The organism is Microbacterium sp. 2216-1 (genome assembly GCF_046507855.1).
In the GTDB taxonomy this organism is placed as follows: Bacteria; Actinomycetota; Actinomycetes; order Actinomycetales; family Microbacteriaceae; genus Microbacterium; species Microbacterium esteraromaticum_C.
Genome location: NZ_JBKFTM010000003.1, coordinates 356,163 through 373,333, shown reverse-complemented (window position 1 = coordinate 373,333; position 17,171 = coordinate 356,163). Strand labels below are relative to the sequence as shown.

Annotated in this window: 16 protein-coding genes and 1 rRNA gene; 11 read left to right on the top strand and 6 right to left on the bottom strand. The window is 67.7% G+C overall.

Going from position 1 to position 17,171, the window contains the following annotated elements:
• A 5S ribosomal RNA gene (rrf, locus tag ACLD0U_RS11890) occupies positions 1 to 76 on the top strand; the annotation flags it as partial.
• A gap of 124 nt (positions 77 to 200) precedes the next feature.
• Entirely contained in the window at positions 201 to 845 is a 645-nt protein-coding gene (locus tag ACLD0U_RS11885; RefSeq protein WP_410340737.1) for a phosphoribosyltransferase, read from the top strand.
• 95 nt (positions 846 to 940) lie between these two features.
• On the opposite strand, the gene ACLD0U_RS11880 is transcribed toward ACLD0U_RS11885, so the two are convergent.
• Positions 941 to 2,386, bottom strand: coding sequence for a dicarboxylate/amino acid:cation symporter (locus ACLD0U_RS11880; RefSeq protein ID WP_410340736.1), 1,446 nt, complete (start codon positions 2,384 to 2,386; stop codon positions 941 to 943).
• A gap of 244 nt (positions 2,387 to 2,630) precedes the next feature.
• Between ACLD0U_RS11880 and ACLD0U_RS11875 the strand changes: the two genes are divergently transcribed.
• From ACLD0U_RS11875 to ACLD0U_RS11855, 5 genes are read left to right on the top strand one after another with little or no spacing between them, the layout of a single operon-like run.
• Positions 2,631 to 4,082: an APC family permease gene (locus ACLD0U_RS11875; RefSeq protein ID WP_179409912.1), complete on the top strand. Its 1,452-nt coding sequence runs from the start codon at positions 2,631 to 2,633 to the stop codon at positions 4,080 to 4,082.
• Positions 4,082 to 5,440, top strand: coding sequence for a glutamine synthetase (locus tag ACLD0U_RS11870; protein WP_410340735.1), 1,359 nt, complete (start codon positions 4,082 to 4,084; stop codon positions 5,438 to 5,440). Before ACLD0U_RS11875 ends, ACLD0U_RS11870 begins: the two co-directional genes overlap by 1 nt.
• Complete coding sequence (locus ACLD0U_RS11865) at positions 5,430 to 6,602, top strand: amidohydrolase family protein (protein WP_410340734.1); 1,173 nt, start codon at positions 5,430 to 5,432, stop codon at positions 6,600 to 6,602. The genes ACLD0U_RS11870 and ACLD0U_RS11865 overlap by 11 nt, the downstream gene beginning before the upstream one ends.
• Complete coding sequence (locus tag ACLD0U_RS11860; protein ID WP_218847914.1) at positions 6,599 to 7,834, top strand: amidohydrolase; 1,236 nt, start codon at positions 6,599 to 6,601, stop codon at positions 7,832 to 7,834. Before ACLD0U_RS11865 ends, ACLD0U_RS11860 begins: the two co-directional genes overlap by 4 nt.
• Complete coding sequence (locus tag ACLD0U_RS11855; protein ID WP_410340733.1) at positions 7,831 to 9,165, top strand: aspartate aminotransferase family protein; 1,335 nt, start codon at positions 7,831 to 7,833, stop codon at positions 9,163 to 9,165. Before ACLD0U_RS11860 ends, ACLD0U_RS11855 begins: the two co-directional genes overlap by 4 nt.
• 6 nt (positions 9,166 to 9,171) lie before the next feature.
• Here the strand turns inward: ACLD0U_RS11855 and ACLD0U_RS11850 are convergent, their stop codons facing one another.
• Genes ACLD0U_RS11850 through ACLD0U_RS11835 form a run of 4 tightly spaced genes read right to left on the bottom strand, consistent with a single transcriptional unit; the run spans position 9,172 to position 11,631 of the window.
• Complete coding sequence (locus ACLD0U_RS11850; RefSeq protein ID WP_179409915.1) at positions 9,172 to 10,050, bottom strand: MurR/RpiR family transcriptional regulator; 879 nt, start codon at positions 10,048 to 10,050, stop codon at positions 9,172 to 9,174.
• Positions 10,051 to 10,103: 53 nt separating this feature from the next.
• Positions 10,104 to 10,334, bottom strand: a complete 231-nt coding sequence (locus tag ACLD0U_RS11845; protein ID WP_179409916.1) for a helix-turn-helix domain-containing protein — start codon at positions 10,332 to 10,334, stop codon at positions 10,104 to 10,106.
• The gene (locus ACLD0U_RS11840; RefSeq protein ID WP_410340732.1) at positions 10,331 to 11,029 is read right to left on the bottom strand and encodes a hypothetical protein; all 699 of its coding nucleotides are present in this window, start codon (positions 11,027 to 11,029) and stop codon (positions 10,331 to 10,333) included. Before ACLD0U_RS11840 ends, ACLD0U_RS11845 begins: the two co-directional genes overlap by 4 nt.
• Positions 11,029 to 11,631: a hypothetical protein gene (locus tag ACLD0U_RS11835; RefSeq protein WP_410340731.1), complete on the bottom strand. Its 603-nt coding sequence runs from the start codon at positions 11,629 to 11,631 to the stop codon at positions 11,029 to 11,031. Before ACLD0U_RS11835 ends, ACLD0U_RS11840 begins: the two co-directional genes overlap by 1 nt.
• Before the next feature lie 335 nt (positions 11,632 to 11,966).
• Between ACLD0U_RS11835 and ACLD0U_RS11830 the strand changes: the two genes are divergently transcribed.
• Positions 11,967 to 14,498: an ATP-dependent Clp protease ATP-binding subunit gene (locus tag ACLD0U_RS11830; protein ID WP_179409919.1), complete on the top strand. Its 2,532-nt coding sequence runs from the start codon at positions 11,967 to 11,969 to the stop codon at positions 14,496 to 14,498.
• A gap of 85 nt (positions 14,499 to 14,583) precedes the next feature.
• Here the strand turns inward: ACLD0U_RS11830 and ACLD0U_RS11825 are convergent, their stop codons facing one another.
• Positions 14,584 to 15,123, bottom strand: coding sequence for a TetR/AcrR family transcriptional regulator (locus tag ACLD0U_RS11825; RefSeq protein ID WP_206551360.1), 540 nt, complete (start codon positions 15,121 to 15,123; stop codon positions 14,584 to 14,586).
• Positions 15,124 to 15,187: 64 nt separating this feature from the next.
• Here ACLD0U_RS11825 and ACLD0U_RS11820 point away from each other — a divergent pair, with 64 nt between their 5' ends.
• From ACLD0U_RS11820 to ACLD0U_RS11810, 3 genes are all read left to right on the top strand, one after another.
• Positions 15,188 to 15,697, top strand: a complete 510-nt coding sequence (locus tag ACLD0U_RS11820) for a DUF3995 domain-containing protein (protein WP_410340730.1) — start codon at positions 15,188 to 15,190, stop codon at positions 15,695 to 15,697.
• Between the two features lie 68 nt (positions 15,698 to 15,765).
• Positions 15,766 to 16,269, top strand: coding sequence for an amino-acid N-acetyltransferase (locus tag ACLD0U_RS11815; RefSeq protein WP_206551362.1), 504 nt, complete (start codon positions 15,766 to 15,768; stop codon positions 16,267 to 16,269).
• A 9-nt stretch (positions 16,270 to 16,278) separates the two neighbouring features.
• On the top strand, positions 16,279 to 16,923 hold the full coding sequence (locus ACLD0U_RS11810; RefSeq protein WP_410340729.1) for a hypothetical protein: 645 nt from the start codon (positions 16,279 to 16,281) through the stop codon (positions 16,921 to 16,923).
• Positions 16,924 to 17,171 lie beyond the last annotated feature (248 nt).

The following is a 17,171-nucleotide window of genomic DNA, read 5'->3' as shown; positions in this document are numbered from 1 at the left end:
GAACCCGGAAGCTAAGCCTCACAGCGCCGATGGTACTGCAGGGGGGACCCTGTGGGAGAGTAGGACACCGCCGGACTCCTTTTAAACGAAAGAGCCACCCAACGCTGGGTGGCTCTTTCGCGTTAACACGACAGTTTCGTGCGACGCCGCGCGCACGACGCGGGGTTGACGAACGCCGCCACAACGCGTATTCCGAGAGTATGCGCATCTTCGCGGACCGGCAGGACGCTGGGCGGCAGCTCGCAGCTGCGCTCAGCGAAGACGATGCGGTGCTCGGCGGGCGCGTGGCTGCCGACAGCACAGTCGTCGTAGGCCTTCCTCGCGGAGGCGTGCCCGTCGCCGCCGAGGTCGCGCGGCAACTCGATGCGCCGCTCGACGTGCTCATCGTGCGCAAGGTCGGGGCACCAGGGCACGAAGAACTCGCGCTCGGCGCCGTCGGCGAAGAGAACGCGGTCGCGCGCAATGACGATCTCATTCGGGCATCCGGTATCTCGGAGTCGGATCTCGCCCGGCGCGAGCAGACGCAACGTGACGAGGTGCGCCGCCGCGCCGAGATGTTCCGACCCGGCCGTCAGCCTGTCGGGCTCTCTGGGCGCACCGTGATCATTGTCGACGACGGCATCGCCACGGGAGCGACGATGCGCGCGGCCTGTGCTGTTGCGCGGGCGAGAGCGGCAGCGCGAATCGTCGTCGCTGTTCCCGTCGCTGCTCCTGACGTCCTCGACCGCGTGGATGCCGATGCGGTCGTCTGTCTGCACTCACCGCGTGACTTCATGGCGGTGGGTATGCACTACGTCGACTTCCGACAGACTGCGGATAGCGAGGTGATCGCGTTGCTGTCGTGATCGCCGGACATTCGCTGCCATCAACGCAAAGAGCGCGGGCCCCTACGGGGACCCGCGCTCTTCGCGTTAACGGCCTGGCACGGCCGGTATCTCTTCTAGCCGGCGGCGGCCGGCTGCTTCGCGGCGTCGGAGCCCGTGGCATCCGAAGTCGGAGCATCGGTCTCGTCGTCTTCGTCGTCGAGGTCCTCGGCGAAGGGGAGGCCGTTGCGCGGTGCGTTGTAGAGCTCTTCGTCGAGGATGCCCTCGCGCTTGGCGACGATCGTCGGCACCAGGGCCTGACCGGCGACGTTCGTCGCGGTGCGTCCCATGTCGAGGATCGGGTCGATCGCGAGCAGGAGTCCAACGCCCTCGAGCGGCAGACCCAGCGTCGACAGGGTCAGGGTCAGCATCACGACGGCGCCGGTGGTGCCCGCGGTCGCGGCAGAGCCGAAGACCGACACGATCACGATCAGCAGGTACTGCATGATGCTGAGCTCGATGTCGAAGAACTGCGCGACGAAGATCGCGGCGATCGCCGGGTAGATGGCGGCGCAGCCGTCCATCTTGGTCGTCGCGCCCAGCGGCACGGCGAACGACGCGTAGCCGCGGGGCACGCCGAGGTTGCGCTCGGTGACGCGCTCGGTGAGCGGCAGCGTTCCGATCGACGAGCGGCTCACGAAAGCGAGCTGGATCGCCGGCCAGGCTCCTGAGAAGTACTGCTTGATCGAGAGGCCGTGCGCCTTCACCAGGATCGGGTAGACGACGAAGAGGACGATCGCCAGGCCCAGGTAGATGGCGCCGGCGAACCAGGCGAGCGAGGTGAGCTTGTCCCAGCCGTACTTGACCACCGCGGCGCCGATGAGGCCGAAGGTGCCGATCGGAGCGATGCGGATGATCCACCACAGCACGCGCTGGATCACCTTCAGCAGCGACTCGGTGAACGCCAGGAAGGGCTCGGCCTTCTTGCCGGCCTTGAGCGCGGCGATGCCGATCACGACGGCGACGACGATCACCTGCAGGATGTTGAAGCTCACGTTCGAGGTGACGATCTGGGCATCGGCGTCGAACGAGCTGCCCACCGACAGGCCGAGGAAGTTCTGCGGGATCAGCCCGAGCAGGAAGTTCCACCAGGTGCCGACGGTGTAGGGGTCGCCGGTCTCGAGGCCTTCGCCCGCGCGTGCGCCGGGCTGGATCACGAGCCCGAGTACGATGCCGATCGTCACCGAGATGAAGGCGGTGATCGCGAACCAAAGCAGGGTCTGACCCGCCAGTCGCGCCGCGTTCTGCACGCGGCGCAGGTTCGAGATGCTCGCGACGATCGCGGTGAAGATCAGCGGCACGACCGCGGCGCGCAGGATCGTCACGTACGAGCTGCCGATGGTGTCGAGCGTCGTGAACAGGGGCGTCTTGTTCTCGGCGCTGGCACCAGTGGCGACGGCGATGAGCCCGACGGCGATGCCGAGCACGAGTGCGGCGATGATCTGGAACCCGAACGAGGTCAGAAGCTTGCGGACCGGTCCTCGGGTGTCTGGCGCCTTCTGGGCGCGAGTAGTGCTGCTCACGGGGATCTCCATGTCTACGCGCGCACGGTGCGCGCCACGTGGGTTCAACGTTAGAAGCCGATGCATATTCCGAGCGGGGAGATGACGCCAGATGACAACGAGCTTATGGAATGAATGAAACACTCTTGGCCGCAGTCTCCCGGCTGTGTAATATCTGTTTCAGAATCCGCTCGAACCGTCAGCCGCCGCGCGATCCGGTTCGCCACCCTGGGCGTCAGAGCTGACGTCGGATGAAAGGCCCGAAATGACTTCGACGACGAAGACCCTGGACGACGGTGCGACCCGTGCCGCGTCCTCTCCGCGAAAGACCCTGCGCCTGTGGGAGGTGGTGGCGATATCGGTGGGCTTCATGGGCCCGGTGATGGCGATGTCGCTCAATGGCATCGGCGTAGCGGGCCTCGTCGGCTCCGGTGTGCCGTTCACCTTCCTGGTGTCGTTCGCGGGCACCATGCTCGTGGCGTACGCCTTCATCCGCCTCACCCGCTACATCACCCATGCCGGTTCGGTGTACGCGCTCGCCGGCTCCACGCTCGGCCCCCGTGCCGGGTTCTTCGGCGGGTTCGCTCTGCTGGGCACTTACCTCTTCTTCGCCGTGTGCATCGCCGGGGCCTGCGCGGTTTTCTTCGAGGCCATGATGGCCGAACTCGGCATCACGCTGCCCGCCTGGGCGTGGGTGCTGGTCCCGATCGTCGTCTCGGTGTTCGTGCTCGTCCTGAACGTGCGTGAATCGACCGTCACGGCCCGCACGTTGCTCGGCATCGGCTTCGTCGGCATCGCCGCGATGGTCGTGCTCTCGGTCGTGATCATCGCCCGCGTCGCCTCGGGCACTGCGCCCGTGTCGACGGGCGTCGACTTCTCGGTGCTCCTGCCCGGCGAAGCGCCGATCAGTGCGGTGATGACCGCCGCGGTGTTCGGTTTCCTCTCGTGGGCCGGCTTCGAGTCGGGCACCTCGCTCGGTGAGGAGACCCGCAACCCGAAGCGGGTGGTCCCGAAGGCGCTGCTGCTGGCCGTGGTCGTGGCCGGAGCGATCTACGTGCTCGTCATGTTCGCGCAGACGATCGGGTTCGGTACGGATGCCGAGGGCGTCGCGGCGTTCGCCGGGGCGTCGTCGACGCTGACCACGCTCGCCTCGACCTACATCGGGCAATGGTTCGCCGTGCTCATCGCCATCTTCGCCTTCCTCGTCGCCTTCGCGTCGTTGCTCAGCTCGACCGCCGCCGCAGCACGACTGCTGTTCGCCCTCGCCCGCGACGGCTTCGGTCCGCGGGCGTTCGCCGCGACGAACCCGAAGACCGGTGTGCCCGTGCACGCGACGGTGTCCGTGATCGCGTTCACCGTGGTGCTCGCGGTCGGCTTCGGCCTGTTCGGTGCGAGCTCGGTGGACGTCTACTACTGGTTCGCGACCATCGCCACGCTCTGCATGGTCGTCGCCTACGGCATGACCTCGGTCGGCGTCATCAAGCACACCTTCTCGCGAGGGTCGAAGATCCCGAAGTGGGAGGTCGTCATCCCCGTGCTCGGAATCGGCTTCCTCGCCTACGTGTACTTCATCCAGATCTCGGGTCAAGTGGCGCCGTACTCGTACTTCCCGTGGATCGCGGGAGCATGGTGCGTGATCGGTCTCATCATCGTGCTGGTGCGCCCGTCGCTCGCGGCCCGCATCGGCTCGCGCATCAGCACCGAGGACCTGGACTGATGGCCGCACCTCCTCGCAGCCCCGCCGACGTCCCCAGCCGAACGGAAGACATGCACACCACACCCCAGAGCGATGAACTCATCTTCATCGCGACCACCGATATCGCCGCTCGTACCAAGGGCCGTTCCATGCGGCTCGCGGACTTCGACGAGCGCACGTCTCTGGGCTGGGTCCCCGCGAACCTGGGCATCGGATCGCTCGGGCACATCGTCGATGACATCCCGTACGGATCCAGCGGCGACTTGAGGCTGAAGCCCGATCAGTCATCGCACGCGCGCGTCGACGGCATCCCGGGGCGTCCGCCGCTGAACATCGTCTTCGCCGATCTGGTGAACACCGACGGCTCGCCGTGGGAGAGCTGCCCTCGGACGTTCCTACGCGACACGGTTGACGAGCTGCGCGAGGTTTTCGGTATCACGACGCGGTGCTCGTTCGAGCACGAGTTCATGGACGTCAGTGCGTCCGGCGACCACCATCCGTTTTCGTTGCAGGCCTTCCGCCGTGCGGAGCCACTCGGATCCGAGCTCATGTCAGTGCTGCACCGCGCCGGACTGGAGCCCGAGACCTGGCTTCCCGAGTACGGTCGGCACCAGTACGAGATCACGGTCGCGCCGACCGACCCTGTGGGTGCGGCCGACCGTGCGATCCTCGTGCGCGACATCGTGTACGACCTGTTCGAGGCGCACGGGCGCGAAGCATCGTTCGCCCCGGTCGTCGCCCCCGGTGAGAGCGGCAACGGCGTACACGTGCACTTCGGCCTGGACGACGCCGACGGCAATACGCTCGTCTACGACCCGTCGCGCCCGGGCCGGCTCTCGGAGCTCGCCGGCAGCTTCGCCGCCGGGATCATCAAGTACGGCCCCGCGATGGCAGCGCTGTTCGCGCCGCTCGCGACCAGCTATCTGCGACTTGCACCGCACCACTGGTCGACGGCACGCGCGTTCCTGGGCCTGCAGAACCGCGAGGCGCTGCTGCGCATCTGCCCGACGAACGAGATCGACGGCAAGGACCCTAGTCGTCAGCTGCACTTCGAGTTCCGGGGCGGCGACATCGGGGCGAACCCGTGGATCCTGCTCGGCATGATCCTGCGCGCCGGCATGCAGGGACTGCGCGAAGGACTTGAGGCGCCCGAGGTCGTCGAGGGCGAGCTGGATCTCGACGGACGTCACGCGCACCTCGCGAAACTGCCCCGCGACCTTGAACAGGCGCTTGAGATGCTGCGGGCCGACGAGGTCGTGTCCGGATGGTTCTCGCCGGCATTCCTCGCCACCTTCGATGCGATCAAACGCGATGAGTTCGCCTCTGTGCAGGCACGCTCGCTCGCCGAACAGTGCGAGGTGTACACCCGTGTCTACTGAGAACACGCCCGCCACCGTGCCGCTCCTGGACCACCACTGCCACGGTGTCACCCTGCACAACCTCGACGACTCCGCGTTCGAGTCGTTGATCACCGAGTCGGATTGGGACGCCCCGGAGGGGACGACCTACTTCGACACGCAGGTGGGCTTCGCCATTCGTCGCCACTGCGCACCCGTGCTCGGGCTGGACCCGTTCGTGTCGGCCGAGGCGTACCTGGCGCGGCGACGCGAGCTCGGCGGCGATGAGGTGAGCCGCCGGTTGCTGCGGGCCACCGGCATCAGCGACTACTTCATCGAGATCGGGCATCGTGCCGACGAGATCCTCGATCCGACGGAGATGGCGGATGCTGCAGGCGCACGCGCCTTCGAGGTTGTGCGTCTGGAGCGTCTCGCGGAGGAGCTGGTGATCGCCGGCTGTGACGCCGCCGGCTTCCGAGAGGCGTATGACGGCGTTCTCGACGAACGGCTGCGGTCGGCGATCGGCGTGAAGTCGATCGCTGCGTACCGCATCGGTCTCGACTTCGTCCCGGAGCGTCCTTCCTCCGAGGAGGTGGATGAGGCGGTGGCCCGCTGGATCGATACGACGGGTGACGTCGTCCGCCTGGATGACCCGGTGATCATCCGGCACCTGCTGTGGGCCGCGGTCGACAGGGCATGCGCTATCCAGTTCCACATCGGCTACGGCGATGCCGATGTCGACTTGCACCGCTGTAATCCGCTGCTGCTGACCGAGTTCCTCCGCCTCACCCGCCCGACCGGTGCGCGGGTGATGCTGCTGCACTGCTATCCGTTCCACCGTGAGGCCGGGTACCTGGCACAGGTGTTCCCGCATGTCTACTTCGACGTCGGGTTGGCGATCAACTACACCGGATCCCGGTCCGACGAGATCATCGCCGAGACGCTCGAGCTCGCGCCGTTCCACAAGATCCTGTTCTCATCCGACGCCTTCGGTGTCGCCGAGCTGTACTACCTCGGGGCTCTGCTGTTCCGTCGGGGCCTGCAACGCGCGCTCGACGTGTTCGTCGAGCGCGACCAGTGGCCGGCCGGTGAGTGCGCGCGGATCACCGAGCTCGTCGCCTGGCGAAACGCTCGGCGCGCTTACCGGCTCGATGATCGCCTGTTCGCGGTCGAGACCGGTCTGGTCGGGGCGGAGGGTCCGTGAGCCCGAACCGTACGCCCCTGAGCGAGCTGGCGACGCGCTGGGGCGACGCTCTCGATGAGGAACTCCCGGCCGCGCGGGAATTGCGCCGAGAACTGCACGCGGCACCGTGCGTCTCAGGACAGGAGCACCCCGCGCGGGCACGTCTGCTCGCGGCACTCGACACCAGCATCCCGTTCGAGGAGATCGCGGATGCCGGCGCGGTGGGCCGCGTCGGACCCGTCGAGGGTCCGAGCATCGCGGTGCGGGCGGAACTCGATGCGCTGCCGGTGACCGAGCAGACCGGGGCGCCGTTCGCAGCATCCGATGGTGCCATGCACGCCTGTGGTCACGACGTCCACCAGGCGGCGGTCGTGGCGCTGCTGCGCGCCGCCGCACGGGTCGAGCTGCCCCTGGGGCTGGTCGGTCTGCTTCAGCCCCGTGAGGAGAGCTACCCCTCGGGTGCGTTGGAGATGGTCGAGGCGGGTGTCATCGACCGGTTCGGGATCGCGCACGTCATCGGTGCGCATGTGCACCCCGGGGTCCGTCGCGGCGCGGTCGCCTCGGGAGGCGGCTTCATCAACGCCGCAGCCGACGAGATCGAGATCCTCGTCAGCGGACGTGGCGGACACGGGGCATACCCGCACGATGCCAACGACGTGGTCGCCGCCGTCGCCCACATCGCGATTGGCATCCCCGAGGTGGTGCGGCGCAGCGTCAGCCCGCTGCGCCCGGCGCTGATCAGCATCGGAACACTCACCGCGGGAGAGGGGGCGGCGAACGTGCTGCCCGCAGAGGCGCGCATCTTCGCGACGATGCGCACGACCGACCCGGAGGACCGCGTCACCCTGTTCGAGGCCGTCCGCGAGATGGCGGAGCGTACGGCGCAGGCCTACGGGACCACCGCGCAGGTGACTCGGATCGACGGCGAGCCCGCCCTGATCAACGACGTCTCGCTCGCGTCGGGCACAGATGACTGGCTGGCGCTGCTCGGCGTCGACGGGGCCGAGCCGATGCGTTCCCTCGGCGCGGACGACTTCTCGTACTTCTGCGACGCGGTGCCGTCGCTCATGCTGTTCGTCGGTGTCGAGACAGCCGGGCGCGACCCTCAGCCCGCGCTTCACCACCCCCGCTTCCTGCCCGACGACGACGCGGTCGACCTGGTCGCGCGCGCTCTGATGGCCGGCTATCTCGCCGCAGCCGAGCGCGTGCTCGGCATCGAGCACCACCGCGGCGACCAGGGGGCGCTGGGGTGAGCACAACGGATGCTGCGCGGCTGGCCGCCCGCGATGAATCGGTGATCGCAGGAGTCCAGCGCCTGCGGTTCTTCCCGCTGGTGGCTGAGACGGGCCGTGGATCGGTGCTCGTCGAGCCGGGAGGGCGGGAGCTGATCGACCTCAGCGCGAGCTGGACGGCATCCGGTTTCGGTCATGGCGAGGCGAGCATCGCCGCCGCCATCGCCCACGCAGCGATCGCCCCACCCGGTTCCTCGGTTCTCTCCGGCTCACATCCCGACGCCGTCGCGCTCGCCGAGGAGCTGCTGGACCTCATACCGAGCAGGCTCGGGGCGGCCGACCGGCGCGTCTATCTCGGGCACGCGGGTACGGATGCGAACGACGTCGCCATCCGCGGATGCCGAGCAGCCACGGGGCGGCCGCGCATCCTCGCGTTCGAGAACGGGTATCACGGCGGGCTCGGGACCGCTCAGCGCGTCTCGGGGGTGCACGTATCGGCGGGGGTCACCGCGGATGCCGCGGTGACATTCCTGCCCTACCCGGATCCGCATCGACCGCACACGGGGGATCCGTCGACCGTTCTCGGCGACGTGCTCGACCGCGCGGATCGGGAGCTCGCGCGCGGGGAGACGGCCGCCGTCATCGTCGAGCCGCTGCAGTCCGACGGGGGGCTCATCGTGCCGCCGAAGGGATTTCTCGCCGGCCTTCGGGCGCTGTGCGATCGCCATGGCACGCTGCTGATCGTCGACGAGGTGAAGGTGGGGCTCGGCCGCACCGGCCGCACGCACGCGTTCGAGCACGATGGGGTCGTTCCCGACGTGGTCACCCTCGGAAAGGCACTGGGCGGCGGCCTGCCGCTTTCGGCGACGATCGGCCCCGCCGACGTCCTCGATCATCCGGTCGCCTCGGCGTTGATGACCACGACCGGCAACCCGATCTCATGCGCCGCCGGGCGAGCCGTGCTGCGGATTGTGCGCGAAGGCGCCGCGACGGTGAATGCGGCCCAGCGCGGGGCTCAGCTGGCCGCTCTCCTCTCGGACTACGTGCGCAGTCGTCGCCCGGGTGCGGAGCTCATCGATGACGTGCGCGGATGGGGACTCTCTGTGGGGGTTGAACTCGTGAGCGGCGACCGTGCCGACAGCGATGCCCTCACCGCCAAGACCGTCTACCGTGCCTGGCAACTGGGTGCGATCGCCTACCCGGTGCGTGGCAACGTGATCGAACTGACACCGCCGCTCAGCATCTCTGCCGACTCGATCGAGAGGGCCGTCGCGATCGTCACGACGGCGCTCGACGATGCAGCGCTGGGCGTCGTCTCCGACGACGAGATCGCGCCCTATCAGGGCTGGTGACCGTCGTCACACGGGGTGATCCGTGGTGCCGCTCCGCAGGTCTTCCATCGTCTCCAGCCGTCGCCGGCCGTCTTCCCCGAGGCGGTCGGTGACACCCGCAATCACGGTCTCGATCACCGCCATCGCCGGCACGAGTGAGTCAAAAGGTGAGGGGGCCTCGACACCGGCCGGAAGCACAGCGCACGCGACGTCGGCGGCCGGAGAGAGCCAGCGGTCCGTGAACAGCACCACGTCGGCGCCGCGCTCGGCGCAACGACGGGCGAACCGCACGATCTCGGCATCGTAGCGCCGGTAGTCGAACACGACGAGCACATCGTCGCGGCGCGTGTCGGTGACGGCGGTGAGACGGGTGAACTCATCGGCCCCGATCGTCTGGGCTCCCGGACGCAACAGGGTCAGATGCGCGCCAAGATAGTCGGCGAGCAGATGGCTGAAGCGCCCGCCGATGAGGCGCACCCGACGCCGCGGGTCGGAGAGCAGCGCGACGACGCGGTCGAACTCGCTCTCGGGCAGATCGGCGATCGTCGCGGCGATGCTCCCCGAGAACACCCGCGAGGCTCGAGCGAGCTCACCGTCGTCGGAGTTGAGGTCGGCGCGGTCGTACTGTTCGAGCGGGGAGCCCAGGCGTTCTTGGAGCTCTCGCACCAGACGCTTCTGGAACGCGGGAAAGCCGCTGAACCCGAGCCTCGTCACGAAGCGCACCACCGTGGGCGGGCTGACGCCTGCGCGCTGGGCGAGTTCTGCGACCGTACCGAGTCCGGCGATCGGATAGTTGGCGAGGATCGCTCTGCCGACCTTGCGCTCGCCGGAACTGAGCACGTCGAGGGATTGACGGATCAGCGTGCCGACCGGGTCGACGCCGGTGTCCTGTACAGCATCCGCCATGGTTGCAGCCCCCCCCCTTTGTGAAACATACGTTACACGCGGGGTTACACGTCTCACGCCAGCACGAGCAGCTCACCCACCTCGCAGTCGAGCGCATCGCAGATGGCCCGCAACGTCGAATAGCGGATCGCGCGGGCGCGATCGTTCTTGAGCACCGACAGGTTCACCACGCTGACGCCGACGCGAGCGCTCAGCTCGGTCAGCGTCATGCCCCGGTCGGCGAGGAGCTCATCAAGACGGCAGTGGATGCCCGTGGCATCCGCCTCTGCCTCGGCGGGGCTCATATCAGCCCGTCCGTCTCATGCCGCAACTGCTCGGCCTCGATCTGCAGCCGCGCCCCGTATCGGAAGATCGCAGACAGAGCGAAGAGGCCGACGGCGACGGCGAACGGCCAGAGCGGGATGCTGAGCTCGAAAGGAGGCTCCAGTCCGGCGGGCCACTCCAGTGAGCGCGCGGCGAGCGTCATGCCGATCTGCTTCAACAGCTCACCGACGACCGCGCCCACCATCACGACGAACGCGACGACACCGAACGTCTTCGAGACGCTGCGGTGGAACGGTTCACGCTGCCCGGCGCGACGAGTGGCGTTGTAGATCGCCCAGGCGATCGCCGCGGAGGCCGCGATGCCGAGCAGCGTGCCCAGGTAGATCACCAGCCGAGGACCGAAAGGCACATCGTCAACGACACCTCCGTGGGTCAGGGTCGTGACAGAGTCCTGCTGGTCGACCACCCAGCTCGATGTCGTTCCGTCGAGCGACACCGAGGGCGAGCTGAGGGTGCTGATGCCGAACATCACCGCTCCCGCGCCGGCGAGCAACACGAAGGCGTAAGAGGCGTTGCGCGTGACATCCAGCGCGAGCGTCGTGCTGCCATGACGCCGTGCGCGGGCGATCGAGAACGCGACGATCAGGCCCGCGATCAACAGCCACAGCACGAGCATCGACAGCCCCGACGCGAGGTCGTCCGAGGTCAGGCCCATCACACGAGCCCTTCCGTGTCGCGCTGCAGGCGGTGGCCCACCTCGAAGGCGGTCGCCACGAGGGCGAGAGCGAAGGCCCACCCGAGCGGGGCAAGGCTCAGATCGATCGCGAACGCAGGGAAGACGTCGTAGACACCGGGATCTGTGCCCGCCAGGTGGTCGACGACCATCCCGCGACCGATCCCGCCGCACAACTGACCGAACATGCCTCCGGCGGCAACCAGGCACGCGGCGAGTCCGATCGTGGTCGACATCGTCCGGCGGAACGGGCGTGCGCGAACCAGCGAGACGCCGAGCCACCAGGCCACGGCGCACACCCCGATGATCGCCAGCGCGGGAAGAGCCCCCTCGAGAAGTAGCATCCACCGCGCCGCCGCAGGCAACGTCGCGAAGGCGACATCCGCCTGAATGTACTCCGCCGAGCGGATGCCGTCGATGCCCGACAGCGTCGGCGCGGCAGCGTCGTGCACGGGCATCCGCACTGTGACTTCAGCGCCGAACACGTCGGGCGCGCCGCGGATCACCGCGAAGACCGAAACCGCGGCGATGAGCACGGCGCCCGAGGCGACCACGCGCGCGCCGATTCTGTCAGCTGGTGACACCGGTGAATCCACTGTTCGAGTCATGAGCACCCTCCGTGCATAACGCTATTCGTTGTTATCGACTGTCGTTAACATAACGACAGTCGATATGTGCGTCAAGCGTGCGCCCCAGGAGCCTGCGCCGACACCCCCTGTTGTTGCCCACACCCCCACCTGGCGGCGTCGATAGGGCGGGGTATCGACGGCAACTGGGGGTCTCGGCGGTGGGGGTGAGGTGGGAAGCGCGCGGGGTGATATGCCGACGGCGAACACGGGCATACAGCACGCGCGCGCTCGTTACTCTCGATATACAAGGCCTTAAGCCGCTTCGCCGACGCGCGAAAAGGAGTCACAGCATGTTCGAGAGATTCACCGACCGAGCCCGTCGGGTCGTCGTCCTCGCCCAAGAAGAGGCGAAGATGCTCAACCACAACTACATCGGCACCGAGCACATTCTGCTCGGCCTCATCCACGAGGGTGAGGGCGTCGCGGCAAAGGCACTCGAGAGCCTCGGCATCTCGCTCGACGCCGTGCGCGAGCAGGTGCAAGACATCATCGGCCAGGGCCAGCAGCAGCCGTCCGGTCACATCCCCTTCACGCCGCGCGCCAAGAAGGTGCTCGAGCTGAGCCTGCGCGAAGCGCTGCAGCTCGGCCACAACTACATCGGCACCGAGCACATCCTGCTCGGTCTCATCCGCGAGGGTGAGGGCGTCGCCGCCCAGGTGCTCGTCAAGCTGGGCGCCGACCTCAACAAGGTGCGCCAGCAGGTCATCCAGCTGCTCTCGGGCGCCCCGGGGCGCGAGACCGCTTCGGTCGGCGCACAGGCCAACGACGGTCCGGCCTCGGCGCAGGGCGGTTCGCAGGTGCTCGACCAGTTCGGGCGCAACCTCACGCAGGCAGCCCGCGACGGCAAGCTCGACCCGGTCATCGGCCGCGAGAAGGAGGCCGAGCGGGTCATGCAGATCCTCTCGCGCCGCTCGAAGAACAACCCCGTCCTGATCGGTGAGCCCGGTGTCGGCAAGACCGCCGTCGTAGAGGGGCTCGCCCAGGCGATCGTCAAGGGCAACGTACCCGAGACCCTCAAGGACAAGCAGCTCTACTCGCTCGACCTCGGCTCGCTCATCGCCGGCTCCCGCTACCGCGGTGACTTCGAAGAGCGTCTGAAGAAGGTCACCAAAGAGATCCGCACGCGCGGCGACATCATCGTCTTCATCGACGAGATCCACACCCTGGTCGGCGCGGGCGCTGCCGAGGGCGCGATCGACGCCGCCAGCATCCTCAAGCCGCTCCTCGCGCGCGGCGAGCTGCAGACGATCGGCGCGACCACGCTCGATGAGTACCGCAAGCACTTCGAGAAGGATGCTGCGCTGGAGCGCCGCTTCCAGCCCGTGCAGGTGAACGAGCCGACCCTGCCGCACGCGATCAACATCCTCAAGGGACTGCGCGACCGCTACGAGGCGCACCACAAGGTGCAGATCACCGACGGCGCGATCGTCGCCGCCGCGAACCTCGCCGACCGCTACGTGCAGGACCGCTTCCTGCCCGACAAGGCCATCGACCTGATCGACGAGGCCGGTGCGCGTCTGCGCCTGAGCATCCTCTCGTCCCCGCCCGAGCTGCGCGAGTTCGACGAGCGCATCGCCAAGGTGCGTCAGGACAAGGAGGCAGCTTCCGAGGAGCAGGACTTCGAGAAGGCCGCCGCGCTGCGCGACCAGGAGAAGGAGCTGCTCGGTGAGCGGCTGCGCCTGGAGAAGCAGTGGCGTGCCGGCGACGTCGCCACCCAGGCGATCGTCGACGAGGGACTGATCGCCGAGGTACTCGCCCAGGCGACCGGCATCCCCGTCTTCAAGCTCACTGAGGAGGAGTCCAGCCGACTCGTCTTCATGGAGAAGGCGCTGCACCAGCGCGTCATCGGTCAGGAAGAGGCGATCGCCGCGCTCTCGCGCACCATCCGTCGCCAGCGCGCGGGCCTCAAGGACCCGAAGCGCCCCTCGGGCTCGTTCATTTTCGCCGGCCCCACCGGCGTCGGAAAGACCGAGCTCGCCAAGGCTCTCGCCGAGTTCCTCTTCGACGACGAGGCCGCGCTGATCTCGCTCGACATGAGCGAGTTCGGTGAGAAGCACACCGTCTCGCGTCTGTTCGGTGCCCCTCCCGGATTCGTCGGCTTCGAAGAGGGCGGCCAGCTCACTGAGAAGGTGCGCCGCAAGCCGTTCTCGGTCGTGCTGTTCGACGAGATCGAGAAGGCCCACCCCGACATCTTCAACTCGCTGCTGCAGATCCTCGAAGAGGGTCGCCTGACCGACGGTCAGGGACGCATCGTCGACTTCAAGAACACCGTGATCATCATGACGACGAACCTTGGTTCGTCGGCGATCGCCGGTGGCCCGGTCGGCTTCCAGATCGAGGGCAACTCGCAGACGACCTACGAGCGAATGAAGGGCAAGGTCGACGAAGAACTCAAGCGTCACTTCAAGCCGGAGTTCCTCAACCGCCTCGACGACATCATCGTCTTCCCGCAGCTCAACAAGGACGAACTGCGTCAGATCGTCGGCCTGTTCGTCAAGCGCCTGGGCGACCGCCTGCTCGACCGCGACATGACGGTCGAGCTCTCGGACGCCGCCAAGGACAAGCTCATCGAGATCGGATTCGACCCCTCGCTCGGTGCTCGGCCGCTGCGCCGCGCCATGCAGCGCGAGATCGAGGACCAGCTCTCGGAGCGCATCCTGCACGGTCAGCTCGACACCGGCGACCACGTGAAGGTCGACGTCGTCGACGGCAAGTTCACCTTCGAGCACGCACCGCGTGGCGAGAAGGTGGCCGTGGGGATCAACACCGGTGGCGCCGGTATCTCGGCCACGCCGGACCTCGCCGCCAGCGGCAACGACTGACACGCGTTCCCAGAAAGGGGGCGGATGCTACGGCATCCGCCCCCTTTCTGCGTTCCCGCCCAGGAGCCGGCGTCGGCGCCCCGGCTCAGGCTTCGAGCGCGCGGAGCATCGTCTCGCGCAGAGCATCAGGGTCGTCGTTCAGCAGCAGTCCGCCCAGGTATGCCGCGTAGACGAGGCGCGCACGCGCGGACGCATCAGCGGGCGGCATCCCGCGCCCGGTCAGGATGCGCTCCAGGAAGGCCAGCCTGGTCGCATGCACGCGCGCGACCACCGGACCGACACGAGCATCGGCGCTGGCCAGCAGCATCCGCAGTTCGGTGGCATCGTGTGCATGGCCCACGGTGCGCGCGAGGAGTGCTGCCGCGGCATCGGGCGCGGTGGGATCGAGTGCGTCGATCACCTCGCGGGTCGCCCGCTGCTCCCAGCGATCGAGCACGGCGTCGATGAGGGCCGCGCGATCCGCGAAATGCCAGTAGAGGCTGCCCTTGGTGGCTCCGGCGAAAGCGGCGAGGGGTTCGATGGCGAGCTGATCGAACCCCACCCGGCTGCCGAAGTCGATCGCGATGTCGATCCAGTCGTCGCGGCTGCGGCGTGGCCGAGGTGTCGAAGAAGTGGGACGAGCCATGGCGGCATCGTACTGTACGGTGCCGTATAGTCATTTCCATACGGAAGCGTATGGAAGGAAGCGCATGAAGAAGTCCCTTCGCGATCTGATCCGCCCGCCGCGCGACCCCCGCCCCCGACGCCCTCTCGCGGTGCTCGCAGCGACCGTGCTGGCATCCCTGGGCCTGTTGCACGTGCTCTGGGCGCTCGGCAACCCCTGGCCCGCGTCCGATGCCGAGGCGTTCGTGACGACCTTCCTCGGCGCGCCGGGTGGGGTGCCGATGCCCGGTCCGCTGATCACCATGCTCGTCGCGCTCGCCCTCCTGGCCGCAGCAGCGCTGGTGCTGATGCGCGTCTCGCGCGTTGACGTCGTGCGGGGGATAGGCCACCTCGGCACGCTCGGCATCGGGATCGCCCTCGCGCTGCGCGCCGCCGTCGGGTTCATCGTGTCGGGGTTGCTGCCGCACCTGGTGGTTGAGCCGTACCGGACGCTGGACCTGTGGGTCTACTCGCCGCTGTGCCTCGCTCTCGCGGTCGCCGTCTTCGTCGTGCGTCGGAAATCTCAGACCGAACTGGTTCAGGTCGGCGTGTCGTAGCCCGACACGCCGACGGCGGCCCGTTTCGTCTGTGAGTTCCACACGGCGGGCCGCTCTAGGCTGGAACCGTGAGCGACTACACCGTCCGCGCAGCGCGCAGCACCGACATCGTCGGCATCCACTCGCTGTTGGAGCCGATGGTCGAGAAGCGAATCCTGCTCGGCAAGGACCTCGCGGTGCTCTACGGGGCGGTGCAGGAGTTCGTCGTCGCCGAACACGACGGCCGACTGATCGGCTGCGGAGCCCTACACGTCATGTGGGAGGACATCGGCGAGGTGCGCACCCTGCTTGTGCACGACGACTACCTGCGCCACGGCGTCGGCCGCACCATCGTCGAGGACCTGGAGCGACGTGCTCGTGACCTGGGCCTGCAGCGTCTGTTCTGTCTCACGTTCGAGACCGCGTTCTTCACCCGCCGCGGCTTCGCCCCGATCGGTGAGCAGGTCGTGGACGCCGACGTGTACTCGCAACTGCTGCGCAGTGGCGACGCGGGCGTCGAGGAATTCCTCGACCTGGCGCACGTCAAGCCGAACACGCTCGGCAACACCAGGATGATCAAGCACCTCAACTAGCCTGGGAACATGTCCCGTCCGTCTGCCGCCGTCTATCGTCGCCGGCGACTCCTGGTGATCGTCGTGGCGTTCGTGGCGGTCGCGGCCATCTCCGGAGGAGTCTGGCTGGCGCTCGCACAGCCCTGGTCTTCGGCATCCGACGCTCCGGCCGCCTCTGCGACGCCTGAGGCGACCGCCTCGGCGCCGACCGATCCGGCGTCCGCGAGTCCGTCGCCGAGTCCGGACGACACCGAGACCCCCGGGGTCGTCGCCTGCGAAGCCGGCGACATCGTGGTCGTCGCCCAGACGGATGCTGACACCTATGGCGCCGGTGAGTTGCCCCAACTGTCGATCAGCCTGACCAACAACGGTGCACGGGACTGCACGATGAACGTCGGGTCGAGTACGCAGAAGTTCGTCGTCACGAGCGGTTCGGACACGTGGTGGCGCTCGACAGACTGCCAGACCGAACCCAGTGACATGATCGTCACGCTCGAAGCGGGGACGACCGTCACGAGTGCGACCCCGGTGGTGTGGGACCGCAGCCGTTCATCGGTCGACACCTGCGATGCAGAGCACCGACCGCAGGCGCCCGGAGGCGGTTCGTCGTACCACGTGAGCGTGGAGATCGGCGGATTCGAGGGCGCGAGCACCAAGCAGATCATCCTGCGCTGATCCCCGCGGCGTCGTTGTACGAAACGCACAGGGAAAGACGCGAAAGCGCTCCGATGTTCGGCTGACATCACCGATATTTTGGGATACCATGGGAACTGGTTCTTCGAACTAGTGCGGTGAAAACCATCCCCAGTGGTTGTCGACTTCAGCGTCCCCAGCGCTTCGACATCACCGCCGCAAGAACCTGGAGGGCCCTCTCGAGTACCCCAGTCCCCAATGGAGGATTCGAGAGGGCCCCGCTTCTTCCC

What these genes read in the sequence shown, in the direction of transcription:
- ACLD0U_RS11885 (WP_410340737.1), top strand. Translation starts at nt 201, where the DNA reads ATGCGCATCTTCGCGGACCGGCAGGACGCTGGGCGGCAGCTCGCAGCT.
- ACLD0U_RS11825 (WP_206551360.1), bottom strand. Translation starts at nt 15,123, where the DNA reads ATGGCTCGTCCCACTTCTTCGACACCTCGGCCACGCCGCAGCCGCGAC.
- ACLD0U_RS11850 (WP_179409915.1), bottom strand. Translation starts at nt 10,050, where the DNA reads ATGGCGGATGCTGTACAGGACACCGGCGTCGACCCGGTCGGCACGCTG.
- ACLD0U_RS11845 (WP_179409916.1), bottom strand. Translation starts at nt 10,334, where the DNA reads ATGAGCCCCGCCGAGGCAGAGGCGGATGCCACGGGCATCCACTGCCGT.
- ACLD0U_RS11875 (WP_179409912.1), top strand. Translation starts at nt 2,631, where the DNA reads ATGACTTCGACGACGAAGACCCTGGACGACGGTGCGACCCGTGCCGCG.
- ACLD0U_RS11810 (WP_410340729.1), top strand. Translation starts at nt 16,279, where the DNA reads ATGTCCCGTCCGTCTGCCGCCGTCTATCGTCGCCGGCGACTCCTGGTG.
- ACLD0U_RS11840 (WP_410340732.1), bottom strand. Translation starts at nt 11,029, where the DNA reads ATGGGCCTGACCTCGGACGACCTCGCGTCGGGGCTGTCGATGCTCGTG.
- ACLD0U_RS11830 (WP_179409919.1), top strand. Translation starts at nt 11,967, where the DNA reads ATGTTCGAGAGATTCACCGACCGAGCCCGTCGGGTCGTCGTCCTCGCC.
- ACLD0U_RS11870 (WP_410340735.1), top strand. Translation starts at nt 4,082, where the DNA reads ATGGCCGCACCTCCTCGCAGCCCCGCCGACGTCCCCAGCCGAACGGAA.
- ACLD0U_RS11820 (WP_410340730.1), top strand. Translation starts at nt 15,188, where the DNA reads ATGAAGAAGTCCCTTCGCGATCTGATCCGCCCGCCGCGCGACCCCCGC.